This window comes from Streptomyces sp. NPDC041191 (genome assembly GCF_055591945.1).
The window spans coordinates 544,045-568,338 of sequence record NZ_JBVIZC010000002.1 but is presented as its reverse complement, the minus strand read 5'-3'; the positions used below and the strand labels follow the sequence as shown (position 1 = coordinate 568,338).

Genomic DNA, 24,294 nt, shown 5'->3' with positions numbered 1-24,294 from the left:
GTGCCCTCCGCCCGCCCTGCGGACCCAGTCCAGCCCGTCCAGACCCAGTTCAGTTCAGCCCGAAGGCCCGGTCACCGGCTCCGGTCCCGGCCCGGCCCCGGCTCCCGCCCCGGTCCCGGCCGGTCCGGGAGCACGGTCCGCGGGCCCCGAGCGGAAGGACCGCCGACGTGAGCCAGTACGTGTCCCGGTTCGCCGGCACCCGGCACCGGCACCCGGCGCCGAACCGGCTCCGGCTTCCCGGCCGGTCCCGTGCCCCCCGGCGCGTGGCCATGCTCAGCGTCCACACCTCGCCGCTGCACCAGCCGGGCACCGGCGACGCGGGCGGCATGAACGTCTACATCGTCGAGCTGGCCAAGCGGCTCGCCGCCATCGACATCGAGGTGGAGATCTTCACCCGGGCCACCGCCGGCGGCCTCCCCCCGGTGGTCGAGCTGACGCCGGGCGTGCTCGTGCGGCACGTGGACGCGGGGCCGTACGAGGGCCTGGCCAAGGAGGAGCTGCCGGCCCAGCTCTGCGCCTTCACGCACGGCGTGATGCGGGCGTGGGCGAACCACCGCCCGGGGTACTACGACCTCGTCCACTCCCACTACTGGCTCTCCGGCCACGTCGGCTGGCTCGCCGCCGAGCGCTGGGGCGTCCCGCTGGTCCACGCCATGCACACCATGGCGAAGGTCAAGAACGCCGCGCTCGCCGAGGGCGACACGCCCGAGCCGGCGGCCCGGGTGATCGGCGAGACCCAGATCGTCTCCGCCGCCGACCGGCTGATCGCGAACACGACCGAGGAGGCCGGCGAGCTGGCCCGCTTCTACGACGCGGAGCCCGGCAAGATCGCGGTCGTCCACCCGGGCGTCAACCTCGACCGCTTCCGCCCCGGCGACGGCCGCGCCGCCGCCCGCGCCCGGCTCGGCCTGCCGCAGGACGCGTTCGTACCGGTCTTCGCCGGCCGCATACAGCCCCTGAAGGCACCGGACATCCTGCTGCGGGCGGCCGCCCTGCTGGTGGAACGGGACCCGTCCCTGCGCGCGCGCATGGTCGTCCCGGTGGTCGGCGGCCCGAGCGGCAGCGGCCTGGCCAGGCCGGAGGGGCTCCAGAAGCTCGCCGCCCGGCTCGGCGTCGCGGACATCGTGCGCTTCCACCCGCCGGTGGGCCAGGAGCGGCTCGCCGACTGGTTCCGCGCGGCCAGCGTGCTCGTGATGCCCTCGTACAGCGAGTCCTTCGGCCTGGTCGCCATAGAGGCACAGGCGGCCGGCACCCCGGTCGTCGCGGCGGCGGTGGGCGGCCTGCCCGTGGCCGTGCGGGACGGCGTGACCGGCTTCCTCGTGCAGGGCCACGACCCGGCGGACTACGCGCGGGCCCTCGGCCGCTTCGTGGCCGACCCGTCCCTGTCGGCCCGGATGGGCGACGCGGCGGCGGCGCACGCGGGCTCCTTCGGCTGGGACACGGCGGCCTCGGCCACGGCGGACGTCTACGCGGCCGCCGTGCACGACCACCGGCTGCGCGAGAACCGGCGTCGCGTACGCTCCCACCATGGCTGAGGACAAGACCGCCGAGGGCGTTCGGCAGACCATCGAGTCCACGCTCGACGACGCGGAGCTGGAATGGGAGTCCCCCGGACCGGGCTCCTACGTCGTCAAGCTCCCCGGCACGCGCAAGCTCTTCACCACGCTCTCCCTGCGCGCGGGCCGCCACTCGCTCTCCCTCAACGCCTTCGTCGTCCGCCACCCGGACGAGAACGAGGCGGGCGTCCACCGCTGGCTCCTCGAACGCAACCTCAAGCTGTACGGGGTGGGGTACGCGGTCGACGGCCTCGGCGACGTCTACCTCACCGGCAAGCTCCCGCTCGCCGCCGTCACGCCCGAGGAGCTGGACCGGCTGCTCGGCTCGGTCCTGGAGGCGGCGGACGGCGACTTCAACACGCTCCTGGAGCTGGGCTTCGCGACGTCGATCCGGCGCGAGTACGCGTGGCGGGTCTCGCGGGGCGAGTCGACCCGGAACCTGGACGCGTTCAAGCACCTCCTCGGGAAGCCGGCGGACGAGTCGGTGAACGGGTCGGCGGAGAAGCCGGCGGAGGAACCGCGGGAGAAGCCGGCCGGCTGAGAGACCTCCGAACGCCGCGACGGCGCCCGCCCGTGCTCGGTACGGGCGGGCGCCGTCGCGGCGCGTACGGAGGGGAAGGCCCGCCCCGGCCCGGCGCCCGGAAGCCGGAAGCCGGAAGGACGAGGGCCGGGACCCGGGCGCCGGGCGGGGATCAGACGTCGTCCGGTGTCCGGCCGGCGCCCTCCCCCTTCCCGAGGGGAACGGCCGCGGGGACGGGGACGGGACCGGCCCCGGCGTCGCGCTCGACCCCGGTATCGAGACCGGCCCCGGACTCGCGCCCTGCTCCGGACTCGTGGTCGGAGGCGGAGGCCGTGTCGGAGCCCTCGGCCAGGGCCTTCCGCAGCAGGGTCGGGTACCCGACGGCGGCGACGGCGCCGAGCGCGGCCGTGGCCGCCCACAGGACGCCGGGACCGGGGCCGTCGACGATCGCGCCGGCGAGGACCGGGGCGACGAAACCGGCGACGGCCCAGGACATGCCCATGACGCCCTGATAGCGGCCCCGGGCGTGCTCGGGGGCGAGGAGGGCGGTGGCGGCGGCGTTGGTCGGGACGTGGATCATCTCGCCGACGGTCCAGACGACGACGGTCGCGGCGAAGGCGACGGACGACCCGGCGAGGGCGGTGGCACCGGTGCCGAGGCCGAAGAGGAGGGAGGAGAGGGCGAGCAGGAGCACCGGGGAGCGCTTGTCGGTCAGCTTGTTGACGAGGAGCTGGAAGCCGACGATGACGACGCCGTTGACGGCGATGACGAAGCCGTACGAGGAGGGGGAGAGGCCCTGGGCGGCCATGGTGAGGGGCAGCCCGATCCAGGGGGCGGTGAACACCAGGCAGACGAGCAGGTTGAGGAGGACGAGCGTGCGGAAGGGCGCGTCGCGCAGCACGGTGAGCATGCCGGCCTTCTCCTCGGCCACGGGCTCGTTCACGGTCCGGGGCCGCCGCTCGGGGCGGGTCTCGGGAAGCCGGAGGAAGACGATCACGGCGCACAGGACGGTGGCGACGGCGTCGACGACGAAGAGGGTGCGGTAGCCGAGGAAGGCCGCCGCGCCGCCGCCGATGGAGGCGATGGCGAAGCCGAGGTTGAGGGCCCAGTAGTTGAGGGCGTAGGCCCGGCGCACGTCGTGGGCGGGGACCATGTCGGCGATGGTGGCGTTGATGGAGGGCCGGACGGCCTGCATGGCGGCGCCCATGAGGAGGACGGCGGTGGCGATGGCCCAGGGGCTGGTGACGACGGCGAGGGCGGCGGCGCAGGCGGCACCGGCGAGGTGCGTGGTGATCATGGTGGGGCGGCGGCCCCAGCGGTCGGTGAGGGTGCCGCCCAGCGGGGAGCCGGCGACGCCGCCGAGGCCGTGGAGGGCGACGACGAGCCCGGCGAACCAGGCGGAGTGCCCGAGTTCCAGCGTCAGGTAGAGGGAGAGGAAGGTGAGGACGAAGGCGCCGGTGCGGTTGACGAGGGTCGAGAGCCAGAGCCACCAGAAGCCGGGCGGGAGACCCGAGACCGTCGCACGGGCCGATCGTCTGAGCGAACTGATGGACATGTGTGGCGGTCCCCCTGATGCGTAAGACTCCTTCTGGCCACACGCAACTTACGCATCTCTCATGCCGGACACCACTCGATTGACGGCGCGCGGCAATCGTCGGGGGTCGATTAGGCTCGTACGCATGGCCGACGCACCGTACAAGCTGATCCTCCTCCGCCACGGCGAGAGCGAGTGGAACGAGAAGAATCTGTTCACCGGATGGGTGGACGTGAACCTCACCGCGAAGGGCGAGAAGGAGGCGACGCGCGGCGGCGAGCTGCTCAAGGACGCCGGCCTGCTGCCCGACGTGCTGCACACCTCCCTCCAGAAGCGCGCCATCCGCACGGCGCAGCTCGCGCTCGAGGCGGCCGACCGCCACTGGATCCCGGTGAACCGTTCCTGGCGCCTGAACGAGCGTCACTACGGGGCCCTCCAGGGCAAGGACAAGGCGCAGACGCTCGCCGAGTTCGGCGAGGAGCAGTTCATGCTGTGGCGCCGCTCGTACGACACCCCGCCGCCGCCGCTCTCCGACGACAGCGAGTACTCGCAGGCCCACGACGCCCGTTACCAGACGATCCCGCCGGAGCTGCGCCCGCGCACGGAGTGCCTGAAGGACGTCGTGGAGCGGATGCTCCCGTACTGGTACGACAGCGTCGTCCCGGACCTGCTCGCCGGCCGCACGGTCCTGATCGCGGCCCACGGCAACAGCCTCCGCGCCCTGGTCAAGCACCTGGACGGCATCTCGGACGCCGACATCGCGGGCCTCAACATCCCGACCGGCATCCCCCTCGCCTACGAGCTGGACGGGGACTTCAAGCCCCTGAAGCCGGGCGGCACGTACCTCGACCCGGAGGCGGCCGCGGCGGCGATCGAGGCCGTGAAGAACCAGGGCAAGAAGAAGTAGCCCTTCCCGGCGCACGGAAGAGTCCCCTGCCCGTGGTTCCGCCACGGGCAGGGGACTTCCTCGTCCTCACCCGCCCGGCGCCGTCCACGGCTCGTGGCTCCGGCGCCGCCGGAGACGGACAGAGCCGCGATCCCGCGCTGCGGGTCACCCGTCCCCGGGCTCGTCCACGCGGCCGTCCAGGCTGAAGAGCAGCCATTCGAGCCGGTCCGCCGTGGTCCCGGCGGAGGACGCCCAGTCGTGCATGTGGCGGACGTAGGTGGTGTACCGGGTGGGCCAGTGGCGCGTTCCGGCCGCCTCCCCGCTGGACCACCCGAGGGCGTTCAGGGAGCGGAAGACCCGGTCGTCGAGGATCAGGGCCCGCTCGCACGGGGCGTCGCGGTCGTCCACGGCGGCGAACCACTTGGTGAAGAAGGACCGTCCCACCCCCCTGAGGACGAACTTCCGGTAGGCCCCGGCCAGATCGCCGGCCCGGACCGCCTCGCGCGTGCTCCGGAGGACGGCGGGCAGGCGCGGGTCGGCGAGGGCCGCTCCGGTGTACCGGGGGCCCCGCCCGTTGGTGGTGCCCGAGCCCCAGATCATGACGGCCACGAACAGGTCGCGCAGGCCGTCGGGGGCGTCGCCGACGCGGTCGCGGAGGGCGGCCAGGTCGTCCCGGCCGACGAGCCGGTCGCCGCGCGCCCCGCCCGTGGAGGGGACGCCGATGTCGAGCACGTGCGCCGCCCGGTGCGGCTCCAGCCACGGGCGCCACGTCCCCGGACGGAAACGTACGGGTTCCTGCGCGCGTTCGCCGTGCCGTTCGACGAGTGTCCGAAGCTGTTCCATCGTGGCCCCCGGGTCATGACGGCGACGTGCCGTGGGGGCCAACGTACGGGAGCGCGGGCCGGGACGACAGACCCGCCGGCGGTGACGGGACGCGCCGTCCGGGACCGCCCGGCGGGGGACCGGGCCGCTCGCGGAACGCACCCGCTCCGGCCCCCTCCGCCGCGCGTACGGAAGAAACCGCACGACGGATCCGTACGGTCCCGCTAGCGTCCGCGTCATGAGCGCCCCGTACACCCCGAACGCCCAAGCCACTCCGTACACCCCGAACGCCCGGGTCACCCCGGACACGTCGCTCCGCCTGGAGGAGGTCACCCCCGCCAACGTCGACGCCGCCCTCGACCTCCGCGTCCACCCCCACCAGGAGCGTAACGTCGCCCCCGTCGTGCGCTCCCTCGCCGAGGCGTACGCCTTCGGGGAGGCCGCCTGGCCACGGCTGATCCTCGACGGGGACCGGATCGTCGGGTTCCTCATGGCCTTCCTCGACATCCCGTGGGGCGAGGAGGCGGACGGCGACCGCCGCAGCGGGCTCTGGCGGCTCACCGTCTCCGCCGACGCACAGGGAAAGGGGTACGGGCGCTTCGCGGTCCGTGCCGTCGCCGACGAGCTGCGGCGGCGCGGAGCGCGCCGGATGTACGTCAGCTGGGAGCCGGGCGACGAGGGGCCCGGCGCGTTCTACCACCGGCTCGGCTTCCGCCCCACCGGTGAGCACAGCGGGCGGCAGGTCGTGGGCGTGCTCGACCTCGGGTGACCTCGGACGAGAAGGAGCCCGGGTGGGAAGAGGGGGGTGCGGCGAGCCGCACCCCCCTCCCCCGTTCAGCCCGAGCAGCCCCCGCACTGGCACGGGCCGCCCGACTGGCATCCGCAGCCACAGCCCGAGCCGCAGCCGCAGGCGCCGAGGACGGGCAGCAGGACCGCCTCGCGCGGCGGTTCCGTCCCGGATTCGGTCGTCATCGGGGAATCGGCCATGAGGGTCCCTCCCTTTCGAGGCGCGGATCGCCTCCCCCCATTGCATGCCCACCCGGACCGGCGCATCAACGGCGCACCGGAGCCCGCACACCTGTGCGCCCCGGGGCGGTTCCGGCGGGGAGCTACGCCCCCTCCACCGGCGCCTCCGCCGCCTGGAGCTCGTCCGCGTGCTCGCCCGTCACCAGGTACACCACCCGCTTCGCCACCGACACCGCGTGGTCCGCGAACCGCTCGTAGTACCGGCCGAGCAGCGTCACGTCCACCGCCGTCTCGATGCCGTGCTTCCAGCGGTCGTCCATCAGGTGCCGGAACAGCGTCCGGTGCAGCAGGTCCATCTCGTCGTCGTCCTGCTCCAGCTGGAGCGCCAGGTCGACGTCCTTGGTGATGATGACCTCCGCCGCCTTCGCCATCAGGCGCTGCGCCAGCTGACCCATCTCCAGGATGGTCGCGTGCAGGTCCCTCGGCACCGCCGACGCCGGGAACCGCAGCCGCGCCAGCTTCGCGACGTGCTGCGCCAGGTCGCCCGAGCGCTCCAGGTCGGCGCTCATCCGCAGCGAGGTCACCACGATCCGCAGGTCCGTCGCCACCGGCTGCTGGCGGGCGAGCAGCGCTATCGCCCGCGCCTCCAGGTCGTGCTGGAGGTCGTCCACCTTCTGGTCCGCCGCGATCACGCTCTCCGCGAGCTTCAGGTCGGCGTCGAGCATCGCCGTCGTGGCGCGCCCGATCGCCGATCCGACGAGTCGGGCCATCTCGACCAGGCTCTCGCCGATCGAGTCCAGTTCCTCGTGGTACGCGTCCCGCATCGATGTCCCTCTCTACCTCTACGCACAGCTCCGGACCCCTACGCAAGGCTCCGCAAGCCCCGGAAGTTCCCGGCCCGAGTGGGGCTCGGACCCCCACGTTTCCACGTTCGGCCCCCTACGCGTCCGGCTCCACCCCCTCGTGTGAACCGGCACCGTCCCCCAGGTGAACTCTGGGCGACGCGCGCCACCGCGCCCGCCGGGACAAGTGAACCGGCCCCGTCCCCAGGGTGAACTCTGGGCGACGACTGTTCGAGCAGCCACTCGTACGGCTGGGAGAGGGTCCGCGAGCCCGCATAACCTTGAGGCATGGACGTGAACGCGGCAGTCGCCGCATTGGCAGCGATCGCCGGGGTGTGCACCGGCGTGATCGCCGTGCTGGCGTTCCGCTGGAGCGAACGCGACCAGACGCGACCCACCCGCACCTCGCTGCACACCGACGCCGTGCTCCCGCCCGGCGTCGACACCGTGCTGTCCGTACTGCGCTCCTCCGCGGTCGTCCTCGACGAGAGCGACTCCGTGGTGAAGGCCAGCTCGGCGGCGTACGCGCTCGGTCTGGTCCGCGGCGGCAAACTGGCCGTCGAGGCCATGCTCACCATGGCCCGTGACACCCGCCGCGACGGAGAGATACGGCAGGTCGAACTGGACCTGCCCCGGCGCGGCACCGGGCGCGGCGAGGCCCTCGCCGTCTCCGCCCGCGTCGCCCCGCTGGGCTCCCGGCTGGTCCTGCTCCTGGTCGAGGACCTCACCGAGGCCCGGCGCATCGAAGCGGTGCGACGGGACTTCGTCGCCAACGTGAGTCATGAGCTGAAGACGCCCACGGGCGCGCTCTCCCTGCTCTCCGAGGCGGTCATGGACGCCTCGGACGACCCCGAGGCGGTCACCCGCTTCGCCGGCCGGATGCAGATCGAGGCGACCCGGCTCACCAACCTCGTACAGGAGCTGATCGACCTCTCCCGCGTGCAGAACGACGATCCGTTGGAGGACTCCGAACCGGTGTCCGTGGACGAGCTGGTCGCCGAGGCGATCGACCGTTCCCGGCACACCGCCGGCACCAAGCAGATCACCATGGTCTCCGGAGGCTCCGCCGACCTGCGGATCTGGGGCAGTCGCGGCCAGCTCGCCGCCGCCCTCGGCAACCTCGTCGAGAACGCCGTCAACTACTCGCCGGCCCACACCCGCGTCGGCATCGCGGCCCGCAAGGTCGCCGCGCCCGGCGGCGACCTCATCGAGATCGCCGTCACCGACCAGGGCATCGGCATCCCCGACAAGGACAAGGAGCGCGTCTTCGAGCGCTTCTACCGCGTCGACCCCGCCCGCTCCCGTGCCACCGGCGGTACGGGCCTCGGCCTGGCCATCGTGAAGCACGTGGCCGCCTCGCACGGCGGCGAGGTCACCGTCTGGAGCACCGAGGGCCAGGGCTCCACCTTCACCCTGCGGCTGCCCGAGGCGGGCTCCGCACGGGACCGCCGCCCCGCCTCGTCGCTCACCCCCGATCTCATGACCGAACCGCTTCCTGCCCCGGAGGTCCTTCCGTGACCCGAGTGCTCGTCGTCGAGGATGAGGAATCCTTCAGCGACGCCCTGTCGTACATGCTCCGCAAGGAAGGCTTCGAGGTCGCCGTCGCGGCGACCGGGCCCGACGGCCTCGACGAGTTCGAGCGCAACGGAGCCGACCTCGTCCTCCTCGACCTGATGCTCCCGGGCCTGCCCGGCACGGAGGTCTGCCGCCAGCTGCGCGGCCGCTCGAACGTCCCGGTCATCATGGTGACCGCCAAGGACAGCGAGATCGACAAGGTCGTCGGCCTGGAGATAGGGGCCGACGACTACGTGACCAAGCCCTTCTCCTCGCGGGAGCTGGTCGCCCGCATCCGCGCGGTGCTGCGCCGCCGGGGCGAGCCGGAGGAGGTCACCCCGGCGGCCCTGGAGGCCGGCCCGGTCCGCATGGACGTGGACCGCCACGTGGTGACGGTCTCCGGCGGCAAGGTCGACCTGCCGCTGAAGGAGTTCGACCTCCTGGAGATGCTGCTGCGCAACGCGGGCCGCGTGCTGACCCGCATGCAGCTCATCGACCGGGTGTGGGGCGCGGACTACGTCGGCGACACCAAGACCCTCGACGTCCACGTCAAGCGTCTGCGCGCCAAGATCGAGCCGGACCCGGGCGCCCCGCGCTACCTGGTGACGGTGCGCGGCCTGGGCTACAAGTTCGAGCCGTAGGAAGAACCGCGGGAAACCGCGGGAAACCGCGGGAAACCGTGCGTACGTGTGAAGGGGCGCCCCCTGCCGAGGGGGCGCCCCTTCACACGTACGCGGGTGCGGCCGGGTCAGTGACCGGTTCCGTGGCTCGCCTCGCCCGACGGCGACGCGGAGGCGGAGGGCGACGCCGAGGCGGACGCGGAGGCGGACGGGGGAGCGGGGACGACCGAGGGGCCGAACTCCTTGAAGTAGCTCTTCGCGGGGACCACGAAGGCGTCCAGGCCGACCTCGCCGGTCTTGCTCAGCTTGAAGACGACCTTCTGCGCGTCGCCGTCCTTGGCGGACTCGGCGCCGCTCTCGACCAGGGCGGTGGCGTTGCCCGCGCCGCCGATGACGAGGGAGCCGCCGGCCGGGACGGTGACCTGGCCGGTGCCCTTGGCCGGGGTCAGCTTCACGACGGCGTCGGTACCCGGCAGGGTGACCGCTTCGAGGGTCTGCGGCTGGTCGCCGCCGTTGAAGACGGTGGCCGAGACGGCGGCCGGACCCTTGGCGCCGGGCTCGGGCTGGGTGATCACCAGCGCGTTCTGGATCTTGATGTCGTCCACCGTCACGGCGGCGTTGTCCGGACGGATCTGAAGGGTCTGCGCGTCGTTGCCCGCGCCACAGGCGGACAGGGCGGCGACGGAGAACACGATGGCGGTGGCGGCGAGGGCGCCGCGTCGAAGGCTGCGGCTCACGGCGGCGGCATCTCCTAGGACGTACGGACGGACGGGGGACCGGGGGCCAACTCAAGGCGTGTCAGCGCGTTCAGGTTACCGAGCCGCACTCTCCGTCCCGCACCCGACCCGCCCCTAACCCGCCGCGGCCCTTTCCCGTCTCTCCGGGGGCCCGCCTCTCCGCGCTCCCCGTGGAGCGGGCCTCCCTCGTGGTCATGGCCGGATCGCGACCCATTGACCTGTTGTTCACATAAGAGCCTTGATCAATTCGGGAGTGCCGCGCATTCCCCGGAGCCGCGTCTCCGGAAAATCCCGGGCCATGTCGACCGGACCCGGTTGATCAATTCCGGGAAACGTCGTGCGATGCACCCGTACGAGTGGTCGATCCTCGAACGGAGTAGGTGAAGAAGGACACACCGAACCCGACAAAACGGCACATCACGCCTTCTCCTCGAAGGGGCGAGTGGGTGTAACGTACGCGTTTCTCTCCGTCCGGACAGCCGCTCCGACCTGCGAATACCCCCTTCCGCAAGCCTTCCGCAGCACGTCCGCATCACTGTTGTCAAGCCCCGAGATATGCCCTGACCTGCGAAAACGCCATTCAGAAGAAGCCGTATCCGTGTTACCCTGGATAGCCACGGAAGGGGTACCTGTCACATGACGTTCAAGGTTGGCGACACCGTGGTCTATCCCCATCACGGGGCCGCGCTGATCGAGGCCATCGAAACTCGCCAGATCAAAGGCGTGGACAAGACCTACTTGGTGCTCAAGGTCGCGCAGGGTGACCTGACGGTCCGCGTGCCGGCGGACAACGCGGAGTTCGTCGGGGTCCGCGACGTAGTCGGGCAGGACGGGCTGGACCGGGTCTTCGAGGTGCTGCGCGCGCCGTACGCCGAAGAGCCGACGAACTGGTCCCGTCGGTACAAGGCGAACCTGGAGAAGCTCGCCTCCGGCGATGTCATCAAGGTCGCCGAAGTGGTCCGCGACCTGTGGCGGCGCGAGCGCGAGCGGGGTCTCTCCGCGGGTGAGAAGCGCATGCTCGCCAAGGCGCGGCAGATCCTGGTCAGCGAGCTGGCCCTCGCGGAGAACACGAACGAGGACAAGGCCGAGGCCCTCCTCGACGAGGTCCTCGCGTCCTGAGCGTGCTCCGACCACACCGGAGCGCGTTGCCGAGCGAAGCACTGCCGTGGTGCCCGCCGACGCGCTGTGATCCACACAGTGCTGTCGCCGGGCGCCGCGGCATGTTCGCGTCCGTACCATCCCCCTCACACATAACCGTTCGCGCGCGCCTCACACACACCTTCGCGCGTCCGCGTGCGTGAACCTCGCGCCCACGGCCGCGTACGCACGGACCCGGCCGGTACGCACGGACCCGGACCCGCGTGTACGGCGTCGAGGAGCCGAGGAACAAGTGGAGAAGCAGCCGGGGAGCGGCCGATGAGCGCCCGCCCACCCCGCTGTGTCCGAACCCCCTGTGCTGGGCGGCAACGCCTCGACCGTCGTCACGGAAAGGGCCCGGTCAAGGCGGAGCGTCCGGCACGGTGAGTGCCCTACCCATGTCGGCCGCGGAAACAAACCTGCCGGAGTGCAACCGATGTCAGACGAAGCGCCTCCCCGTCGTACCGCCGTGGTGATCCCGGCGGCCGGACGGGGCGTACGCCTCGGCCCGGGCGCCCCCAAGGCGCTGCGCGCGCTGGGCGGCACCCCCATGCTCATCCACGCCGTCCGCGCGATGGCCGCCTCCCGCGCGGTCTCGCTCGTCGTCGTGGTCGCCCCTCCCGACAGCGCCGGTGCCGCCGAGGTCAAGAACCTCCTCGACACCCACGCCCTTCCCGAGCGCACCGACTACCTGGTCGTCCCCGGTGGCGGGACCCGCCAGGAGTCCGTACGCCTCGGGCTCGAAGCGCTCCCCCCGGGCATCGACACCGTCCTCGTCCACGACGCGGCCCGCCCCCTGGTCCCGGTCGACACCGTGGACGCCGTCGTCGAGGCCGTACGGGACGGGGCCGTCGCCGTCGTCCCCGCGCTGCCCGTCGCCGACACCGTCAAGGAGGTCGAGCCGGCCGGGGAGCCCGGCGGCCCCGAGCAGGTCGTCGCCACCCCGCCCCGCGCCCGCCTCCGCGCCGTCCAGACCCCGCAGGGCTTCGACCGCGACACCCTGGTCCACGCCCACGCCACCGTCGCCCTCGCAGGTGAGGGCGCCACCGACGACGCCGGCATGGTCGAGAGGCTCGGCGCGCCCGTCGTCGTCGTGCCCGGCCACGAAGAGGCGTTCAAGGTGACCCGCCCCCTCGACCTCCTCCTCGCCGAGGCCGTACTCGCCCGCAGGAGGGCCAACGATGGCTTCTGAGCCGCCCGCGCTTCCCGTGCTTCCCGTCCTTTCTGTGCTTTCTGGGTTTCCCCGCACCGGCATCGGCACCGACGTCCACGCCTTCGAGAAGGGCCGCGCGCTGTGGTGCGCGGGCCTCCTCTGGGACGCCGCCGAGAGCGACGGCTACGGACTCGCCGGACACTCCGACGGCGACGTCGCCGCCCACGCCGCCTGCGACGCGCTCTTCTCCGCCGCCGGCATCGGCGACCTCGGTGCCCACTTCGGCACCTCGCGCCCCGAGTGGTCCGGCGCCTCCGGCACCACCCTGCTCGCCGAGGCCGCCCGGATCGTCCGCGCCGAGGGGTACGAGATCGGCAACATCGCCGTCCAGGTCGTCGGCGTCCGCCCCAAGATCGGCAAGCGGCGCGACGAGGCGCAGAAGGCGCTGAGCGAGGCGGCCGGCGCACCCGTCTCCGTCTCCGGCACCACCACGGACGGACTGGGCCTCACCGGCCGGGCCGAGGGCCTCGCCGCCCTCGCGACCGCTCTGGTGTACCCCGTGACCGCCCCTTAGGGGTCCCGCCGGCCGGGCCGGGTCCGCGCCGCCGGGCGCCGCGGACCCGGCCCGGCCCCCGGGCGCACCCCCCCGGGGCGGCGGGACCGCCGAAAAAACGTGCCCCGGGGCCGGGAACGGGTCACGGGGCACCGTCGCACGCCCACTACCCTGGGGGGGTGACTATTCGCCTGTACGACACCAGCGCCCGGCAGATCCGTGACTTCACCCCGCTCACGCCGGGCCGCGTCTCGATCTACCTGTGTGGCGCCACCGTCCAGGCGGCCCCGCACATCGGACACATCCGGTCGGGCCTGAACTTCGACATCATGCGCCGCTGGTTCGCGTACCGCGGCTACGACGTCACCTTCGTCCGCAACGTCACCGACATCGACGACAAGATCATCGCGAAGGCGGCGGAGCAGGGCCGCCCCTGGTGGTCCATCGGGTACGAGAACGAGCGCGCGTTCAACTCCGGCTACGACGCCCTCGGCTGCCTGCCGCCGACCTACGAGCCGCGCGCCACCGGGCACGTCCCCGAGATGATCGAGATGATGCGCGGTCTCATCGAGCGCGGCCACGCCTACGAGGCGGACGGCAGCGTCTACTTCGACGTGCGCTCCTTCCCGGACTACCTGGCCCTGTCCCACCAGGACGTCGACGACCTGCGCCAGCCCGACGAGGGCGTCTCCGGCAAGCGCGACCCGCGCGACTTCGCCATGTGGAAGGCGACCAAGCCGGGCGAGCCCGACTGGGAGACCCCCTGGGGCCGCGGCCGTCCCGGCTGGCACCTGGAGTGCTCGGCCATGGCCCACAAGTACCTGGGCTCCGCCTTCGACATCCACGGCGGCGGCCTCGACCTGGTCTTCCCGCACCACGAGAACGAGATCGCCCAGGCCAGGGCCTTCGGCGACGAGTTCGCGCGCTACTGGGTGCACAACGCCTGGGTCACCATGAGCGGCGAGAAGATGTCGAAGTCGCTCGGCAACAGCGTCCTCGTGTCCGAGATGGTGAAGAACTGGCGCCCCATCGTCCTGCGCTACTACCTGGGCACCCCGCACTACCGCTCGATGATCGAGTACAGCGAGGAGGCCCTGCGCGAGGCCGAGTCGGCGTTCGCCCGCATCGAGGGCTTCGTCCAGCGCGCCACCGAGAAGGCCGGGGCGCCCGTCGCCCCCGCCGCCGAGGTGCCGCCGGCCTTCGCCGAGGCCATGGACGACGACCTGGGCGTCCCGCAGGCGCTCGCGATCATCCACACCACCGTCCGCCAGGGCAACAGCGCCCTCGCCGCGGACGACAAGGACGAGGCCGTCGCCCGCCTCGCCGAGGTCCGCGCCATGCTCGGCGTCCTCGGCCTGGACCCGCTCGACCCCCGGTGGGCCGGGGAGTCCGGCGGCGGCGAGGAGCTCCACGGCGTCGTCGACACCCTCGTGCGCCTCGTGCTCCAGCAGCGCGAGTCGGCGCGGGAGCGGAAGGACTGGGCGTCGGCGGACGCGATCCGCGACCAGCTCAACCGGTCCGGCCTCGCCGTCGAGGACGGACCGGACGGCCCCCGCTGGACGCTGGGCAACCGTTAGAAGACGTGCCGCCCGGACCTCCGGGCGGCACACTTCACTTACAGACTTCGTACGTCAGCAGAGGAAATCGGGTAGTCATGGCCGGGAACAGCCAGCGCAGGAACCGTCGCACGTCGAACAAGAAGGGTGCGACGGTCGGCAGCGGTGGCCAGCGGCGCAAGGGCCTCGAAGGCAAGGGCCCGACCCCCAAGGCCGAGAACCGCAAGGGCCACAAGGCGTATCGCGTCTCCAACGCGATGGCCCGGCAGGCGGCCAAGCGCAAGCCCGTCGCCCGGCGCGGCGGCAAGGGCCTGTCCGAGATGGTCGTCGGCCGCAACCCGGTCTTCGAGGCCCTGCGCGACGGCGTGCCCGCCACGACCCTGTACGTCCAGCAGTTCATCGACAACGACGAGCGCGTGCGCGAGGCCCTGAACCTCGCCACCGGCCGCGGCAACATCCACATCATGGAGGCGCCGCGCCCCGAGCTCGACCGGATGACGAACGGCCTCAACCACCAGGGCCTCGTCCTCCAGGTCCCGCCGTACGAGTACGCGCACCCCGAGGACCTGGCCGCGGCCGCCTTCGACGACCACGAGGACCCGCTGATCGTCGCCCTCGACGGCGTCACCGACCCGCGCAACCTCGGTGCCGTCGTCCGTTCCGTCTCCGCCTTCGGCGGCCACGGCGTCGTCGTCCCCGAGCGGCGCGCGGCGGGCATGACCGCCGGTGCCTGGAAGACCTCGGCCGGCACCGCCGCCCGCACCCCGGTCGCCCGCGCCACCAACCTGACGCGCTGCCTGGAGGCGTACCAGAAGGCCGGTCTCACCGTCGTCGGCCTCGCCGCCGACGGCGACCACGAGGTCCACGAGCTGGAGGCGCTGTCCGGCCCGGTCGTCATCGTGGTCGGCTCCGAGGGCAAGGGCCTCTCCCGGCTCGTCGGCGAGACCTGCGACTTCCTCGTCCGCATCCCGATGCCGGGCGGCGCCGAGTCGCTCAACGCCGGTGTCGCCGCCGGTGTCGTGCTGTACGAGGCGGCCCGCCGCCGCATGGGCTGACACCGGCCCGCGGCCCCGCCGCACCCCCGGCCCCGGCGTCGACCTTGACGGGCCTCGGACATTTGCGAGCCGTCAAGGCAGTGTCCTAAACCCGGATCACTCGGTTAGATGAGTGTGGACACCAGAACGCCCCGGCCGGGGTTCGACGATCAGCCCGCGCTGAGCATGGTCAAGGTGGATTCCGATCCCGCCCAGGTGATCGTGAACCACGCCAGCTTCCGTGTGCGGCTCGCGCCGGCCCCGCGACCGAAGTTCGCCGCCGGCTCCCGCGCCGCGGCCCTGTCCGGCGCGGGCGGCCCGCGCCGGCGCCCCGTCGTGTGGACCGGAAAGTCCTCCCCGGGCGCGACCGGCCTCCTCCAGGCCGTGCGCGAGTCCTCCGTCGCCACGCTCGAACCGCTCGGCGGACCCGGCGCCCCCGCCGGGCACGGCGGGTTCGACACGGTCGCCACCCAGGGCATCCCGCGCGTCGGCGACACCGTGCCCACCCCCGTGGTGCCCGCCGGGACCGCGCCGCTGCTGCCGCCGATGCGCCGCGCCGAGGGCGCCTACGACGAGCTGTACGAGCCGCGGTCCGAGCCCGGCCCCGAGCCGTACGAGGACCCCGCGCCGCGCGGCCGGGCCGACCGGCGGAGCGGACAGGACTCCGTCCGGCACGCCTACTACCCCGGGCGCCGGATGAACCTCGGCGTCGTCCTCCTCCCGCTCCGCGTCTTCCTCGGCCTCATCTCGGTCTACGCGGGCATGGGCAAGCTCTGCGACCCCGTCTACTTCGACGGCGGCGAGCGCGGCTCCATGGTGAAGTGGCTCAACTCCCTCCACCCCTGGGCCCTCGCCGAACCCCTCCGCGACTTCGCCCTCCAGCACCCCGTCGGCGCCGGTCTCACCGTCGCCTTCCTCCAGGTCGTCGTCGGCGTCCTGACCGTCCTCGGCCTCTGGCAGCGCGTCGCCGCGGTCGGCGGGGCCCTGCTCTCCGCCGCGCTGCTCCTCACCGTCAGCTGGAAGAGCGTCCCGGCCTACGACTCCGCCGACATCATCTTCCTCGCCGCCTGGTCCCCGCTGCTCATCGCCGGCGCCCCGGTCTACTCCGTCGACAGCCGCCTCGCCGGAGAGGCGTGGCGGACCCTCGGGCCCCGCGCCGACCTCCTCGACCTCCGCCGTCGCGTCCTGCGCCGCGGAACGCTCCTCGCCTCCGTCGTCGTCGGCCTCACCCTCCTCGTCGGCTCCGTCCTCGGCGGCGCGGTCCGCTCCACCGACATGGTCACCGTTCCCGGGCCCGACAACGACCCGGTCAACCACCTCCCCGGCCGCCCGCTCCCCGAGGAGCCGCGGCGCCGGGCCCCCTCCACGCCCGGGACCGCGCCCGCCGCGCCCCGGCCGACGGCGACCACCGGGGCCCCGGCGAAGAGCGAGCGGACCCGGAAGCCGACGGCCCGTCCCACCGAGCCGGCCCGGGGGTCCACCCGGACCCGGGAGCAGCGCCCGACCGCCACGCAGGGCGCCGGCACCGGCGACCGCCGGCCCGCGCGGACGAACCCGGAGCCCCCGCCGACCACCAGCGACACCCCGTCCGGTTCCGGCACCACGTCGAGCGGCGGCACCACCGGCTCGACCGGCGGTACGACCGGCACCCCGTCGGAGAGCGGCCCGACGGGCGGCGGCGGTGGCGGCGCCAAGAACCCGATCGGCGGCCTGCTGGGCTGAGGCCGCGCCCGTACGGGCGGGTGGTCCGTACGGACGGATGACGGAGGGGCGGCACCGCGCAACGCGGTGCCGCCCCTCCGTCACGCGGTGCGCGGGTTCAGGCCCTCTGGGCGGCCAGTTCCCTGGCGGCCTCGGTGAGGTCCTTGGCGGTGTCGATGGCCCGCCAGTACGCCCCCTGCGGGAGGGGGAAGCCGGCCAGGCGCCGTTCGCGGGCGAGGCGGGGGAAGGTGGTCCGCTCGTGGTCGCCGAGGGCGGGCAGCAGCTCGGTGAAGGCGGCGGAGAAGACGTAGACGCCGGCGTTGATGAGGAACGGCGACGGCGGCGCCTCGACGAAGTCGGTGATGTGCCCGAAGGTGTCGGTCTCGACGGCGCCCCACGGGATGCGGGGGCGGGCCAGGGCGAGGGTGGCGAGGGCGTCGCGCTCGGCGTGGAAGGCGGCCATCTCGCGCAGCGAGAAGCGGGTCCAGATGTCGCCGTTGGTGGCGTACCAGGGCTGGTCCGGGGCGGGCAGGTGTCCGGCGGCGTACTTCAGGCCGCCGCCGCGTCCCAGGGGTTCGGTCTCGACGACCGTCGTCACCCTGAGGGGGAGGTCGGCGCCGGCCAGCCACTCCTGCAGCACTTCGGCGAGGTGGCCGCAGGAGACGACGGCGTCGGTCACGCCCTCGGCGGCCAGCCAGGAAAGCTGATGGCCGATGATCGGGGTCCCGGTGCCCGGGATCTCGACCATCGGCTTGGGGCGGTCGTCGGTGTAGGGGCGCAGCCGCGAACCCTGGCCGCCCGCCAGGACCACGGCCTGCGTCGGAGAGATGTGCATACGGCGAACGATAGGCGCCCGGCGCGGGGGGACGGCGCGACCGTGCCCTGCGGGGCGCGTGACGGCCCCGCCCGGGGAGTGCGGCGCCGCCCGGAGGGCGCGGCCCCGCCGTGCGGGTGTGCCGGCCGTGGCCGGCGGCGTACGCACCGGTGCCGTCGGGGGAGCGCCGGACGTGCCGTACGCGGGCGCGTCCCGGGCGGGACGCGGGTGTGCCGTACGGGGATCAGCTCGCGCGCATCACGCCGGCCGCGTACGAGGTGTCGCAGACCGGGCGGGAGAAGGACTGGGCGCGTGCGGGGCCGTAGTGCTCGACGGCGGCGCGGCCGAGGGCGCGGGCGATGGAGAAGCAGTGCCGGGCGAGGGAGGGCCGGTTCTCCACCTCGCGCTGGAGGTGGGTGAGGGCGGTGCCGGGGTCCTTCTCCCGGAGCTCCACGACCAGCCTGTCGCGGAGGACGTCCTGGGGAGCGCGGGACTCGGCCGGGGCGGAGACGTTCTTGGCGGATGCCGTCAGCTGGGTCCCGGCACCCTGGCCGGCCCACGGAACGGCGGACACCGCGAGCGTTCCCGAGAGCACCAGGACGACGGGCAGGACGAGGGCGAGGGAGCGGCCGATTCGGCGGGCAGTGTGCGTCACGCGGACGAGCGTAGCCGCCGGTAGCGGCGCGGCGACATTCCGTCACCCGCGCGGGGGACGGTTCGAGGGCGCTTTTCGAATCCCGTGTTGACGACCGGGGCGGTACGGGCCCTGAACGCCGGGGTTCCCCTCCGTAAACCACCCGGGGGGCGCGGATGGCCGAACGGCCCCGCGTCCGGAAGGGACGCGGGGCCGTTCACGGCGTGCCGGGGCGAGCGGCGTGCCGGGGTCAGTTCTTGAGGCGCTCGCCCGTGGAGGACGAGAACACGTGCAGCTCGTCGGCGCGCGGGACGACGTGCAGCGTGGAGCCCTTGGCGGGGACGTCACGGCCGCCGACGCGGACGACCAGGTCCTTGTCCTCGCCGCCGACGCGGGTGGAGCCGTACACGAAGCCGTCCGAGCCCAGCTCCTCGACGACGTTGACGGTGACGGCGAGGCCCTCCTTGCTCGCCGGGCCCGAGATGTCGAAGTGCTCGGGGCGGACGCCGACCGTCACCGTGGTGTCGCCCTTGGCGGAGGCCGCGGCGATCGCCTCGCGGGAGACCGGGACGACGCTGTTGCCGAACTTCACGCCGCCGTCGGCGATCGGGACCTCGACGAGGTTCATGGCGGGGGAGCCGATGAAGCCGGCGACGAAGAGGTTGGCGGGCTTGTCGTACATGTTGCGCGGGGAGTCGACCTGCTGGAGCAGACCGTCCTTGAGGACGGCGACGCGGTCGCCCATGGTGAGCGCCTCGGTCTGGTCGTGGGTGACGTAGACCGTGGTGATGCCCAGGCGGCGCTGGAGGCTCGCGATCTGGGTGCGGGTCGAGACGCGGAGCTTGGCGTCGAGGTTCGACAGCGGCTCGTCCATGAGGAAGACCTGCGGCTCGCGCACGATGGCGCGGCCCATGGCGACGCGCTGGCGCTGGCCGCCGGAGAGCGCCTTCGGCTTGCGGTCGAGGTACTCGGTGAGGTCGAGCATCTTCGCGGCCTCTTCGACCTTCGCCCGGATCTCGGCCTTGTTGACGCCGGCGATCTTGAGCGCGAAGCCCATGTTGTCGCCGACGGTCATGTGCGGGTAGAGCGCGTAGTTCTGGAACACCATGGCGATGTCCCGGTCCTTGGGCGGCAGGTGCGTGACGTCGCGGTCACCGATGCGGATGGAGCCGGCGTTGACGTCCTCGAGACCCGCGAGCATGCGCAGGGAGGTCGACTTGCCGCAGCCCGAGGGGCCGACGAGGACGAGGAACTCGCCGTCGGCGATCTGGATGTCGAGCTGGTCGACGGAGGGCTTGGTGGCGCCGGGATAGATCCGGGTCGCCTTGTCGAACGTGACGGAAGCCATGGTGAGGTGCCCCTTCACCGGCAGGAACGTGCCGGACGATCCGAGTAAAGGAAGGATTGAGGTCTAGTCCACCTGGGTGAACCGCAAGTGACGCTACCCGGCGCGGGGGGATCTGTCAGCACTCCCCGGCCCGTGAGATTCCCGGTCGTCGCCGGGCGGTCTTTGGATACACTGCACGGGCTGCCTCCTTAGCTCAGCTGGCCAGAGCACCGCTCTTGTAAAGCGGGGGTCGTCGGTTCGAACCCGACAGGGGGCTCCAGGCAGGAACGTCGAAGACCCCCGACCGATCATGGTCGGGGGTCTTCGACATCCATGGGTGACATCAACGGGGCGGTCGGGCCGTTTCCGCGTGAGGAGCCGGCCCATGTGGATGATGCCTTCGAGTGGCTCGTCCTGGTGGACTGCACGGTCCTCATCCAGAGCGTACGACCGAGGCGGTACGCGGGTGCGGCTCAAGACGATGCCTTCGGCGGGGGCGCTCGGACTCCGGTACGGCAGGGGCTCGGTGTGCGGATGCCGGCAGGCGGGACGGGAGCCGGGGCGCGCTATAACGTGACGCCATGGATGAACCTCGGATCAAGGTGTACGGCTCAGCCACAGAAATCACGATCGCGGCCAACGCGGCCGGACTTCGGAACCTTGCCGAGCGGCTTCTTGGACTGGCTGACCCCGAACTCCGGGACGGTTTTCACGAGCACCTTGATAGCGGTATCGATCTTGAAGACGGCCCGATCAGCCTGATCCTGGAGCGGGACGACAAGGTGTAGACATCGCTTGGCAGGCGTCCTGTTCCGTGCCCGCCCGTACCCGATCGAGCGGGGCAGCAGGGGGAACCCCAGGCACTCACGGCATAGGAGCAAGGCCAGCCCCTGACCACGTTTGCCGGTCAGGGGCCGTTCACGTGTGGTGGGTGTGGGATTTGGGCCCACGGTGACACCGCTGACACGACGGTTTTCAAGGCCGTGTACGGATCGACGCTCCCGAGGCGTCGAGTGCACCCACGGCCGCGTGGATATGAGCCGGGCCGCGACGCGACCGTTCTCCCGCGCACCACCAGGACAGTCGCTCCTCTGTGTCCTCCCCCGGATGCATGCCCAGGCCGTGCTCGGGGCACAGGGGCCACGCCTGCCACAGAAGCTCCATGACGGTCTCCTGCGCGGCATCGGCGACGCTCGCCAGCGCAGAGGCAAGGCTGTCCTGCGAGTTCGGGGCCAAGGGGTTGCCGTGCCACTCGCCGTTGGCCATGGCGACGTGGACGTTCTCCGGCTCATCCGCGTCGTAGGACGGAAGGGCCAGCAGTTGCAGGGGTTCCAACTGGGGAAGCGTCACCGCCAGGTCCCGGTTCAGGAGGGCGAGAGCCTGGTTCCACACCGGGTACTCGCCCGGCGAGACACGGCGAGACTCGGGGGGGGGTCGAAAAGAGCGCACATGAGCACCATCCTCCGCCGCGCCAGGGACAGCCCCCATCGCTCAACGGCGTCGCCTCCTGCAAAGACCGCGTGCGGGGGCTGACATCAACGGCGCTGGACGGGTGTGTACACCAGCACCTCTGCACAGTCGTCGCGCCAATCGACGGAAGCCGCCGCAACGGGCCCCGGTCGAACTTGTAGAGCGAGGGTCGTCGGTTCGAGTCCGGCAGGGGGCTCGTGGCGCGAGGGCCGGTGCGGGGTGTTTCCCCGGTGCCGGCCCTTTCTCGTGGTGGGGGCCGCCGTTCGTGTGCCGGGAGGCACCGTCACGGCCGGCGCCGGAGCCGGTGTCCGTTCCCCCGGATGCGGCGAGGTCATGATTTTGGTCACTTTCACCGGAAGTGGAGATCCTGCGAATTCGGAGAGCTCTTACCTTTTGTCTTGATTGACACCTCGGGTTTCGGGCGGGGTCCGAACTTCCTGTGCCTTTCCTTTGACCGTTCGCCATCGGCGTGGCATGTTGTCCAGGCGCGCCCGCGCCATCAATGAGTCCCTTTCAGGATCAATGCCTGGAATCGTCGACTGATTGCGGTGAGGGGATCGCAGGAGTGCGACTCCGGGCTGTTACGGAAGCCGGGCCGCGAGTCGCACCGGCACGTGACGGAACTCGGGCCACGGCCGGGGGCCCGTGCCGTGGCACACGCGAACCCGCTCGATGCCCGGCCCCGGCCCGGCCGGTGCGTTCCCCTCCGGGGCCGACGACCGGACCACCCTCGTTCGCAGCAAGCCCTCTGTCCCCATCGGAGCGTTCTCGTCATGACCCCCGCACCCGCACAGGATTCCCGGATACCGAGCTCCGGAAAGGCGAGTTCCGCACCGGAGGCCACGGAACCGACCACTGCGCCCGGGGCCCTTCGTGACGCGGCGCCGGACGGCGCGAACAACCCGCGCATCCTCGTCCTGGGCGACTCGACCGCTGCGGTGAATCCCAAGCAGCATCCCCTCCAGGGCTGGGGGCAGGCCCTCACCGAGCTGCTCTCCGGCCACATCGAGGTCCGCAACTTCGCGCTGTACAACGCGTCGAGCCGCAGCTTCTACACCCACCCCTACATCCGGGTGCTCAACGAGGCGCGTCCGGGCGACATCGCGCTCGTCTCCTTCGGGCACAACGACCAGAACATGATGGAGCCCGACAAGTACACGAGCGCGGACGAGTACCGGGCGTACCTGGAGCTGTACGCGGAGACGTTGCGGGGGCTCGGGGTCTCACCGGTGTTCGTGACGCCGCTGGCGCGGGGGACCTTCCACGCGGACGGCCGGGTGGCCAACGGACTGCGCGAGCGCGCCGACCTTATGGCCAAGACCGCCGCCGACGTGGACGTGCCGCTGGTGGACCTCAACCAGTGGTCCGAAGAGCTGTGGCAGGACCTCGGTCCGACGGCGGCCGTACGGCTGCTGGGCTGGTTCGAGCCCGGGGAGCACCCCCAACACCCGCAGGGCAAGCGGGACTGGACCCACCTCAACGTCCGCGGCGCCCAGGCCACGGCCGCCTGGCTCCTGGCCCGGCTCACCGACCACGACCTGCTCGCCGCGGCCGACCTCCCGCGGCGAGCGGTGGACGTGCTCCTGGGCGAGGACGAGATCGCCGCCCTGAAGAGCGCCGCGGCCGAGCGGGAAGCCCACCTCGTCCAGGTCGAGTCGTGGCGGGGGCAGCAGGCCGAGCCGCAGCGCAAGCGGCAGTGGTCGTGGCGTGCCCGGCCCGAACCCGAGGCCGCCGCCCCCGCGCAGCCGGTGAAGATCACGACCCCCCGTGCGCAGGCGGTCGTCGGCCCGCTCCACGCCCTGTCCGGCACCTGCCCGCCGGACACGGACGCGCTCTATTTCTTCGCCGGAACCCGGTGCGTGGGCAGTACCCGCCCCGGCCCGAACGGGACCTGGAGCTGGCGCCGCGAGAGCGGCTGGTCCGCCGGGGAGCACACCCTGCTCGTCGCCGCGGGGCGCGGACGGGACCTCACCAACACCGCGACCGTCACCTTCGTCGTGGTCACCCACGTCGAACCCCCGGTGATCGAAGCGCCGTCGGACGGTTCGTACACCCACCCCCGGCCCGAGTTCCGGGGCACCGCCCAGAAGGGCGTGCGCGCCGTCCACCTGCTCGACGCCGGCGTCCGCGTCGGCGAGGCCCCCGTGGGCGCCGACGGCCGGTGGAGCTGGAGCCCGCCGGGGATCTGGCCCGCCGGTCCTCGCACGATCGAGGTCGTCGCCTGGGTCGCCAGCAACCACTCCGAGCCCGCGACCGTCCGCGTCCAGGTGCACGGGATACCCGCCGGACATCCCGCCGAAGAGCTGCGCCGGCAGGTCGACGCCCCCTTCACCGAGGGCACCCACCGGCCTCCGCTGCTGGTGTCGAGCCAGCGGGCCGCTCCGGCCTGCGACCGGCTGGAGACCTCTCTGGACTTCCCCGCCGCCGACTGGGCCCCCGTCACCTTCACCGTGCCGTCGTCCGGAGCCGCCTACGTCACCATCTCGGCGGCCCTCCACACCACCGCCGGCCCCACCGCCACCGTATGGGCGCTGTGGCGGGCCAGTGGCGGGTACACCCCCGAGAGCCCCGCCCGCGGACTCTCGGCCCACGGCCCCAGCCGCGTCTACGCCTCCCGCCGCCACCTGCTCACCGGCATGAAGCCCGGCGAACGCGTCACCATCACGCCGCAGTGGAACATCAACGCCGGCACCAAGGCCCAGGTCCACTTCAGCGGCGGCCAGCTCCTCGTCGAGCCCGCCTGACCCGTCCGGGTCCCACGGGTGCGGTCCGGAGCGGACGGACCGCACCCGCCCGCCCGGCTCCGCACCGCGGTGACGGCGGGCCGGACCGGGGCCGCCCCCTCCCGGCCCCCCGGTCTTCCCGGCCCCGAGTGTGA

General features: G+C 72.6%; 23 protein-coding genes and 1 tRNA gene. 15 read left to right on the top strand and 9 right to left on the bottom strand.

Going from position 1 to position 24,294, the window contains the following annotated elements:
• The first annotated feature begins 167 nt into the window (after positions 1–167).
• A complete protein-coding gene (gene mshA, locus ACZ6AQ_RS05690; protein WP_468757744.1) occupies positions 168–1,535 on the top strand; it encodes a D-inositol-3-phosphate glycosyltransferase in 1,368 nt (455 codons plus the stop codon).
• Positions 1,528–2,097 (top strand): type III secretion system chaperone family protein, encoded by a 570-nt coding sequence (locus tag ACZ6AQ_RS05685; protein WP_468757743.1) that lies wholly within the window; start codon positions 1,528–1,530, stop codon positions 2,095–2,097. The genes mshA and ACZ6AQ_RS05685 overlap by 8 nt, the downstream gene beginning before the upstream one ends.
• 151 nt (positions 2,098–2,248) lie before the next feature.
• Here the strand turns inward: ACZ6AQ_RS05685 and ACZ6AQ_RS05680 are convergent, their stop codons facing one another.
• Positions 2,249–3,631, bottom strand: a complete 1,383-nt coding sequence (locus ACZ6AQ_RS05680) for an MDR family MFS transporter (RefSeq protein ID WP_468757741.1) — start codon at positions 3,629–3,631, stop codon at positions 2,249–2,251.
• 124 nt (positions 3,632–3,755) lie between these two features.
• Here ACZ6AQ_RS05680 and ACZ6AQ_RS05675 point away from each other — a divergent pair, with 124 nt between their 5' ends.
• Positions 3,756–4,517, top strand: a complete 762-nt coding sequence (locus tag ACZ6AQ_RS05675) for a phosphoglyceromutase (RefSeq protein WP_388688681.1) — start codon at positions 3,756–3,758, stop codon at positions 4,515–4,517.
• 144 nt (positions 4,518–4,661) lie between these two features.
• On the opposite strand, the gene ACZ6AQ_RS05670 is transcribed toward ACZ6AQ_RS05675, so the two are convergent.
• The gene (locus ACZ6AQ_RS05670) at positions 4,662–5,339 is read right to left on the bottom strand and encodes an 8-oxoguanine DNA glycosylase OGG fold protein (RefSeq protein WP_468757740.1); all 678 of its coding nucleotides are present in this window, start codon (positions 5,337–5,339) and stop codon (positions 4,662–4,664) included.
• 217 nt (positions 5,340–5,556) lie between these two features.
• On the opposite strand from ACZ6AQ_RS05670, the gene ACZ6AQ_RS05665 reads away from it, so the two are divergent.
• Positions 5,557–6,087 carry a GNAT family N-acetyltransferase gene (locus tag ACZ6AQ_RS05665; RefSeq protein WP_468757739.1) on the top strand — a complete coding sequence of 177 codons (531 nt, stop codon included), beginning with the start codon at positions 5,557–5,559 and terminating at the stop codon, positions 6,085–6,087.
• Positions 6,088–6,152: 65 nt separating this feature from the next.
• On the opposite strand, the gene ACZ6AQ_RS05660 is transcribed toward ACZ6AQ_RS05665, so the two are convergent.
• Both ACZ6AQ_RS05660 and phoU read right to left on the bottom strand, forming a co-directional pair.
• Positions 6,153–6,305 (bottom strand): hypothetical protein, encoded by a 153-nt coding sequence (locus ACZ6AQ_RS05660; protein ID WP_467393424.1) that lies wholly within the window; start codon positions 6,303–6,305, stop codon positions 6,153–6,155.
• 122 nt (positions 6,306–6,427) lie between these two features.
• Positions 6,428–7,108: a phosphate signaling complex protein PhoU gene (gene phoU, locus ACZ6AQ_RS05655; protein WP_388688674.1), complete on the bottom strand. Its 681-nt coding sequence runs from the start codon at positions 7,106–7,108 to the stop codon at positions 6,428–6,430.
• Positions 7,109–7,414: 306 nt separating this feature from the next.
• On the opposite strand from phoU, the gene phoR reads away from it, so the two are divergent.
• On the top strand, positions 7,415–8,644 hold the full coding sequence (gene phoR, locus ACZ6AQ_RS05650) for a two-component system sensor histidine kinase PhoR (RefSeq protein WP_388688672.1): 1,230 nt from the start codon (positions 7,415–7,417) through the stop codon (positions 8,642–8,644).
• A gap of 5 nt (positions 8,645–8,649) precedes the next feature.
• Positions 8,650–9,321: a two-component system response regulator PhoP gene (phoP, locus tag ACZ6AQ_RS05645; protein ID WP_465270246.1), complete on the top strand. Its 672-nt coding sequence runs from the start codon at positions 8,650–8,652 to the stop codon at positions 9,319–9,321.
• 107 nt (positions 9,322–9,428) lie between these two features.
• Here the strand turns inward: phoP and ACZ6AQ_RS05640 are convergent, their stop codons facing one another.
• Complete coding sequence (locus ACZ6AQ_RS05640) at positions 9,429–10,037, bottom strand: copper chaperone PCu(A)C domain-containing protein (RefSeq protein WP_468757738.1); 609 nt, start codon at positions 10,035–10,037, stop codon at positions 9,429–9,431.
• Between the two features lie 636 nt (positions 10,038–10,673).
• Here ACZ6AQ_RS05640 and ACZ6AQ_RS05635 point away from each other — a divergent pair.
• The 6 genes from ACZ6AQ_RS05635 (at position 10,674) to ACZ6AQ_RS05610 (ending at position 17,192) form a co-directional block, all read left to right on the top strand.
• The gene (locus tag ACZ6AQ_RS05635; RefSeq protein WP_003953493.1) at positions 10,674–11,156 is read left to right on the top strand and encodes a CarD family transcriptional regulator; all 483 of its coding nucleotides are present in this window, start codon (positions 10,674–10,676) and stop codon (positions 11,154–11,156) included.
• 454 nt (positions 11,157–11,610) lie between these two features.
• Positions 11,611–12,366, top strand: a complete 756-nt coding sequence (gene ispD, locus ACZ6AQ_RS05630) for a 2-C-methyl-D-erythritol 4-phosphate cytidylyltransferase (protein ID WP_388688668.1) — start codon at positions 11,611–11,613, stop codon at positions 12,364–12,366.
• The gene (gene ispF / locus ACZ6AQ_RS05625) at positions 12,356–12,901 is read left to right on the top strand and encodes a 2-C-methyl-D-erythritol 2,4-cyclodiphosphate synthase (RefSeq protein WP_468757737.1); all 546 of its coding nucleotides are present in this window, start codon (positions 12,356–12,358) and stop codon (positions 12,899–12,901) included. Before ispD ends, ispF begins: the two co-directional genes overlap by 11 nt.
• A 158-nt stretch (positions 12,902–13,059) precedes the next feature.
• Positions 13,060–14,457 carry a cysteine--tRNA ligase gene (gene cysS / locus ACZ6AQ_RS05620; protein WP_468757736.1) on the top strand — a complete coding sequence of 466 codons (1,398 nt, stop codon included), beginning with the start codon at positions 13,060–13,062 and terminating at the stop codon, positions 14,455–14,457.
• A gap of 77 nt (positions 14,458–14,534) precedes the next feature.
• Positions 14,535–15,491: a 23S rRNA (guanosine(2251)-2'-O)-methyltransferase RlmB gene (gene rlmB / locus ACZ6AQ_RS05615; protein WP_388688663.1), complete on the top strand. Its 957-nt coding sequence runs from the start codon at positions 14,535–14,537 to the stop codon at positions 15,489–15,491.
• A 108-nt stretch (positions 15,492–15,599) separates the two neighbouring features.
• Positions 15,600–17,192 (top strand): DoxX family membrane protein, encoded by a 1,593-nt coding sequence (locus tag ACZ6AQ_RS05610; RefSeq protein ID WP_468757735.1) that lies wholly within the window; start codon positions 15,600–15,602, stop codon positions 17,190–17,192.
• A 97-nt stretch (positions 17,193–17,289) separates the two neighbouring features.
• Here the strand turns inward: ACZ6AQ_RS05610 and ACZ6AQ_RS05605 are convergent, their stop codons facing one another.
• The 3 genes from ACZ6AQ_RS05605 to ACZ6AQ_RS05595 form a co-directional block, all read right to left on the bottom strand.
• Positions 17,290–18,006, bottom strand: a complete 717-nt coding sequence (locus ACZ6AQ_RS05605) for a nucleotidyltransferase family protein (RefSeq protein WP_468757734.1) — start codon at positions 18,004–18,006, stop codon at positions 17,290–17,292.
• Positions 18,007–18,229: 223 nt separating this feature from the next.
• Positions 18,230–18,640, bottom strand: coding sequence for a hypothetical protein (locus tag ACZ6AQ_RS05600; protein WP_468757733.1), 411 nt, complete (start codon positions 18,638–18,640; stop codon positions 18,230–18,232).
• 229 nt (positions 18,641–18,869) lie between these two features.
• Positions 18,870–19,967 (bottom strand): ABC transporter ATP-binding protein, encoded by a 1,098-nt coding sequence (locus ACZ6AQ_RS05595; RefSeq protein WP_388688657.1) that lies wholly within the window; start codon positions 19,965–19,967, stop codon positions 18,870–18,872.
• Positions 19,968–20,149: 182 nt separating this feature from the next.
• On the opposite strand from ACZ6AQ_RS05595, the gene ACZ6AQ_RS05590 reads away from it, so the two are divergent.
• Both ACZ6AQ_RS05590 and ACZ6AQ_RS05585 read left to right on the top strand, forming a co-directional pair.
• Positions 20,150–20,226, top strand: a tRNA-Thr gene (locus ACZ6AQ_RS05590).
• A gap of 301 nt (positions 20,227–20,527) precedes the next feature.
• Complete coding sequence (locus ACZ6AQ_RS05585) at positions 20,528–20,734, top strand: Imm32 family immunity protein (RefSeq protein WP_468757731.1); 207 nt, start codon at positions 20,528–20,530, stop codon at positions 20,732–20,734.
• Between the two features lie 187 nt (positions 20,735–20,921).
• Here ACZ6AQ_RS05585 and ACZ6AQ_RS05580 read toward each other — a convergent pair whose 3' ends face one another.
• Positions 20,922–21,296 carry a hypothetical protein gene (locus ACZ6AQ_RS05580; RefSeq protein WP_468757730.1) on the bottom strand — a complete coding sequence of 125 codons (375 nt, stop codon included), beginning with the start codon at positions 21,294–21,296 and terminating at the stop codon, positions 20,922–20,924.
• A gap of 893 nt (positions 21,297–22,189) precedes the next feature.
• On the opposite strand from ACZ6AQ_RS05580, the gene ACZ6AQ_RS05575 reads away from it, so the two are divergent.
• Positions 22,190–24,160 (top strand): GDSL-type esterase/lipase family protein, encoded by a 1,971-nt coding sequence (locus tag ACZ6AQ_RS05575; RefSeq protein WP_468757728.1) that lies wholly within the window; start codon positions 22,190–22,192, stop codon positions 24,158–24,160.
• Positions 24,161–24,294 lie beyond the last annotated feature (134 nt).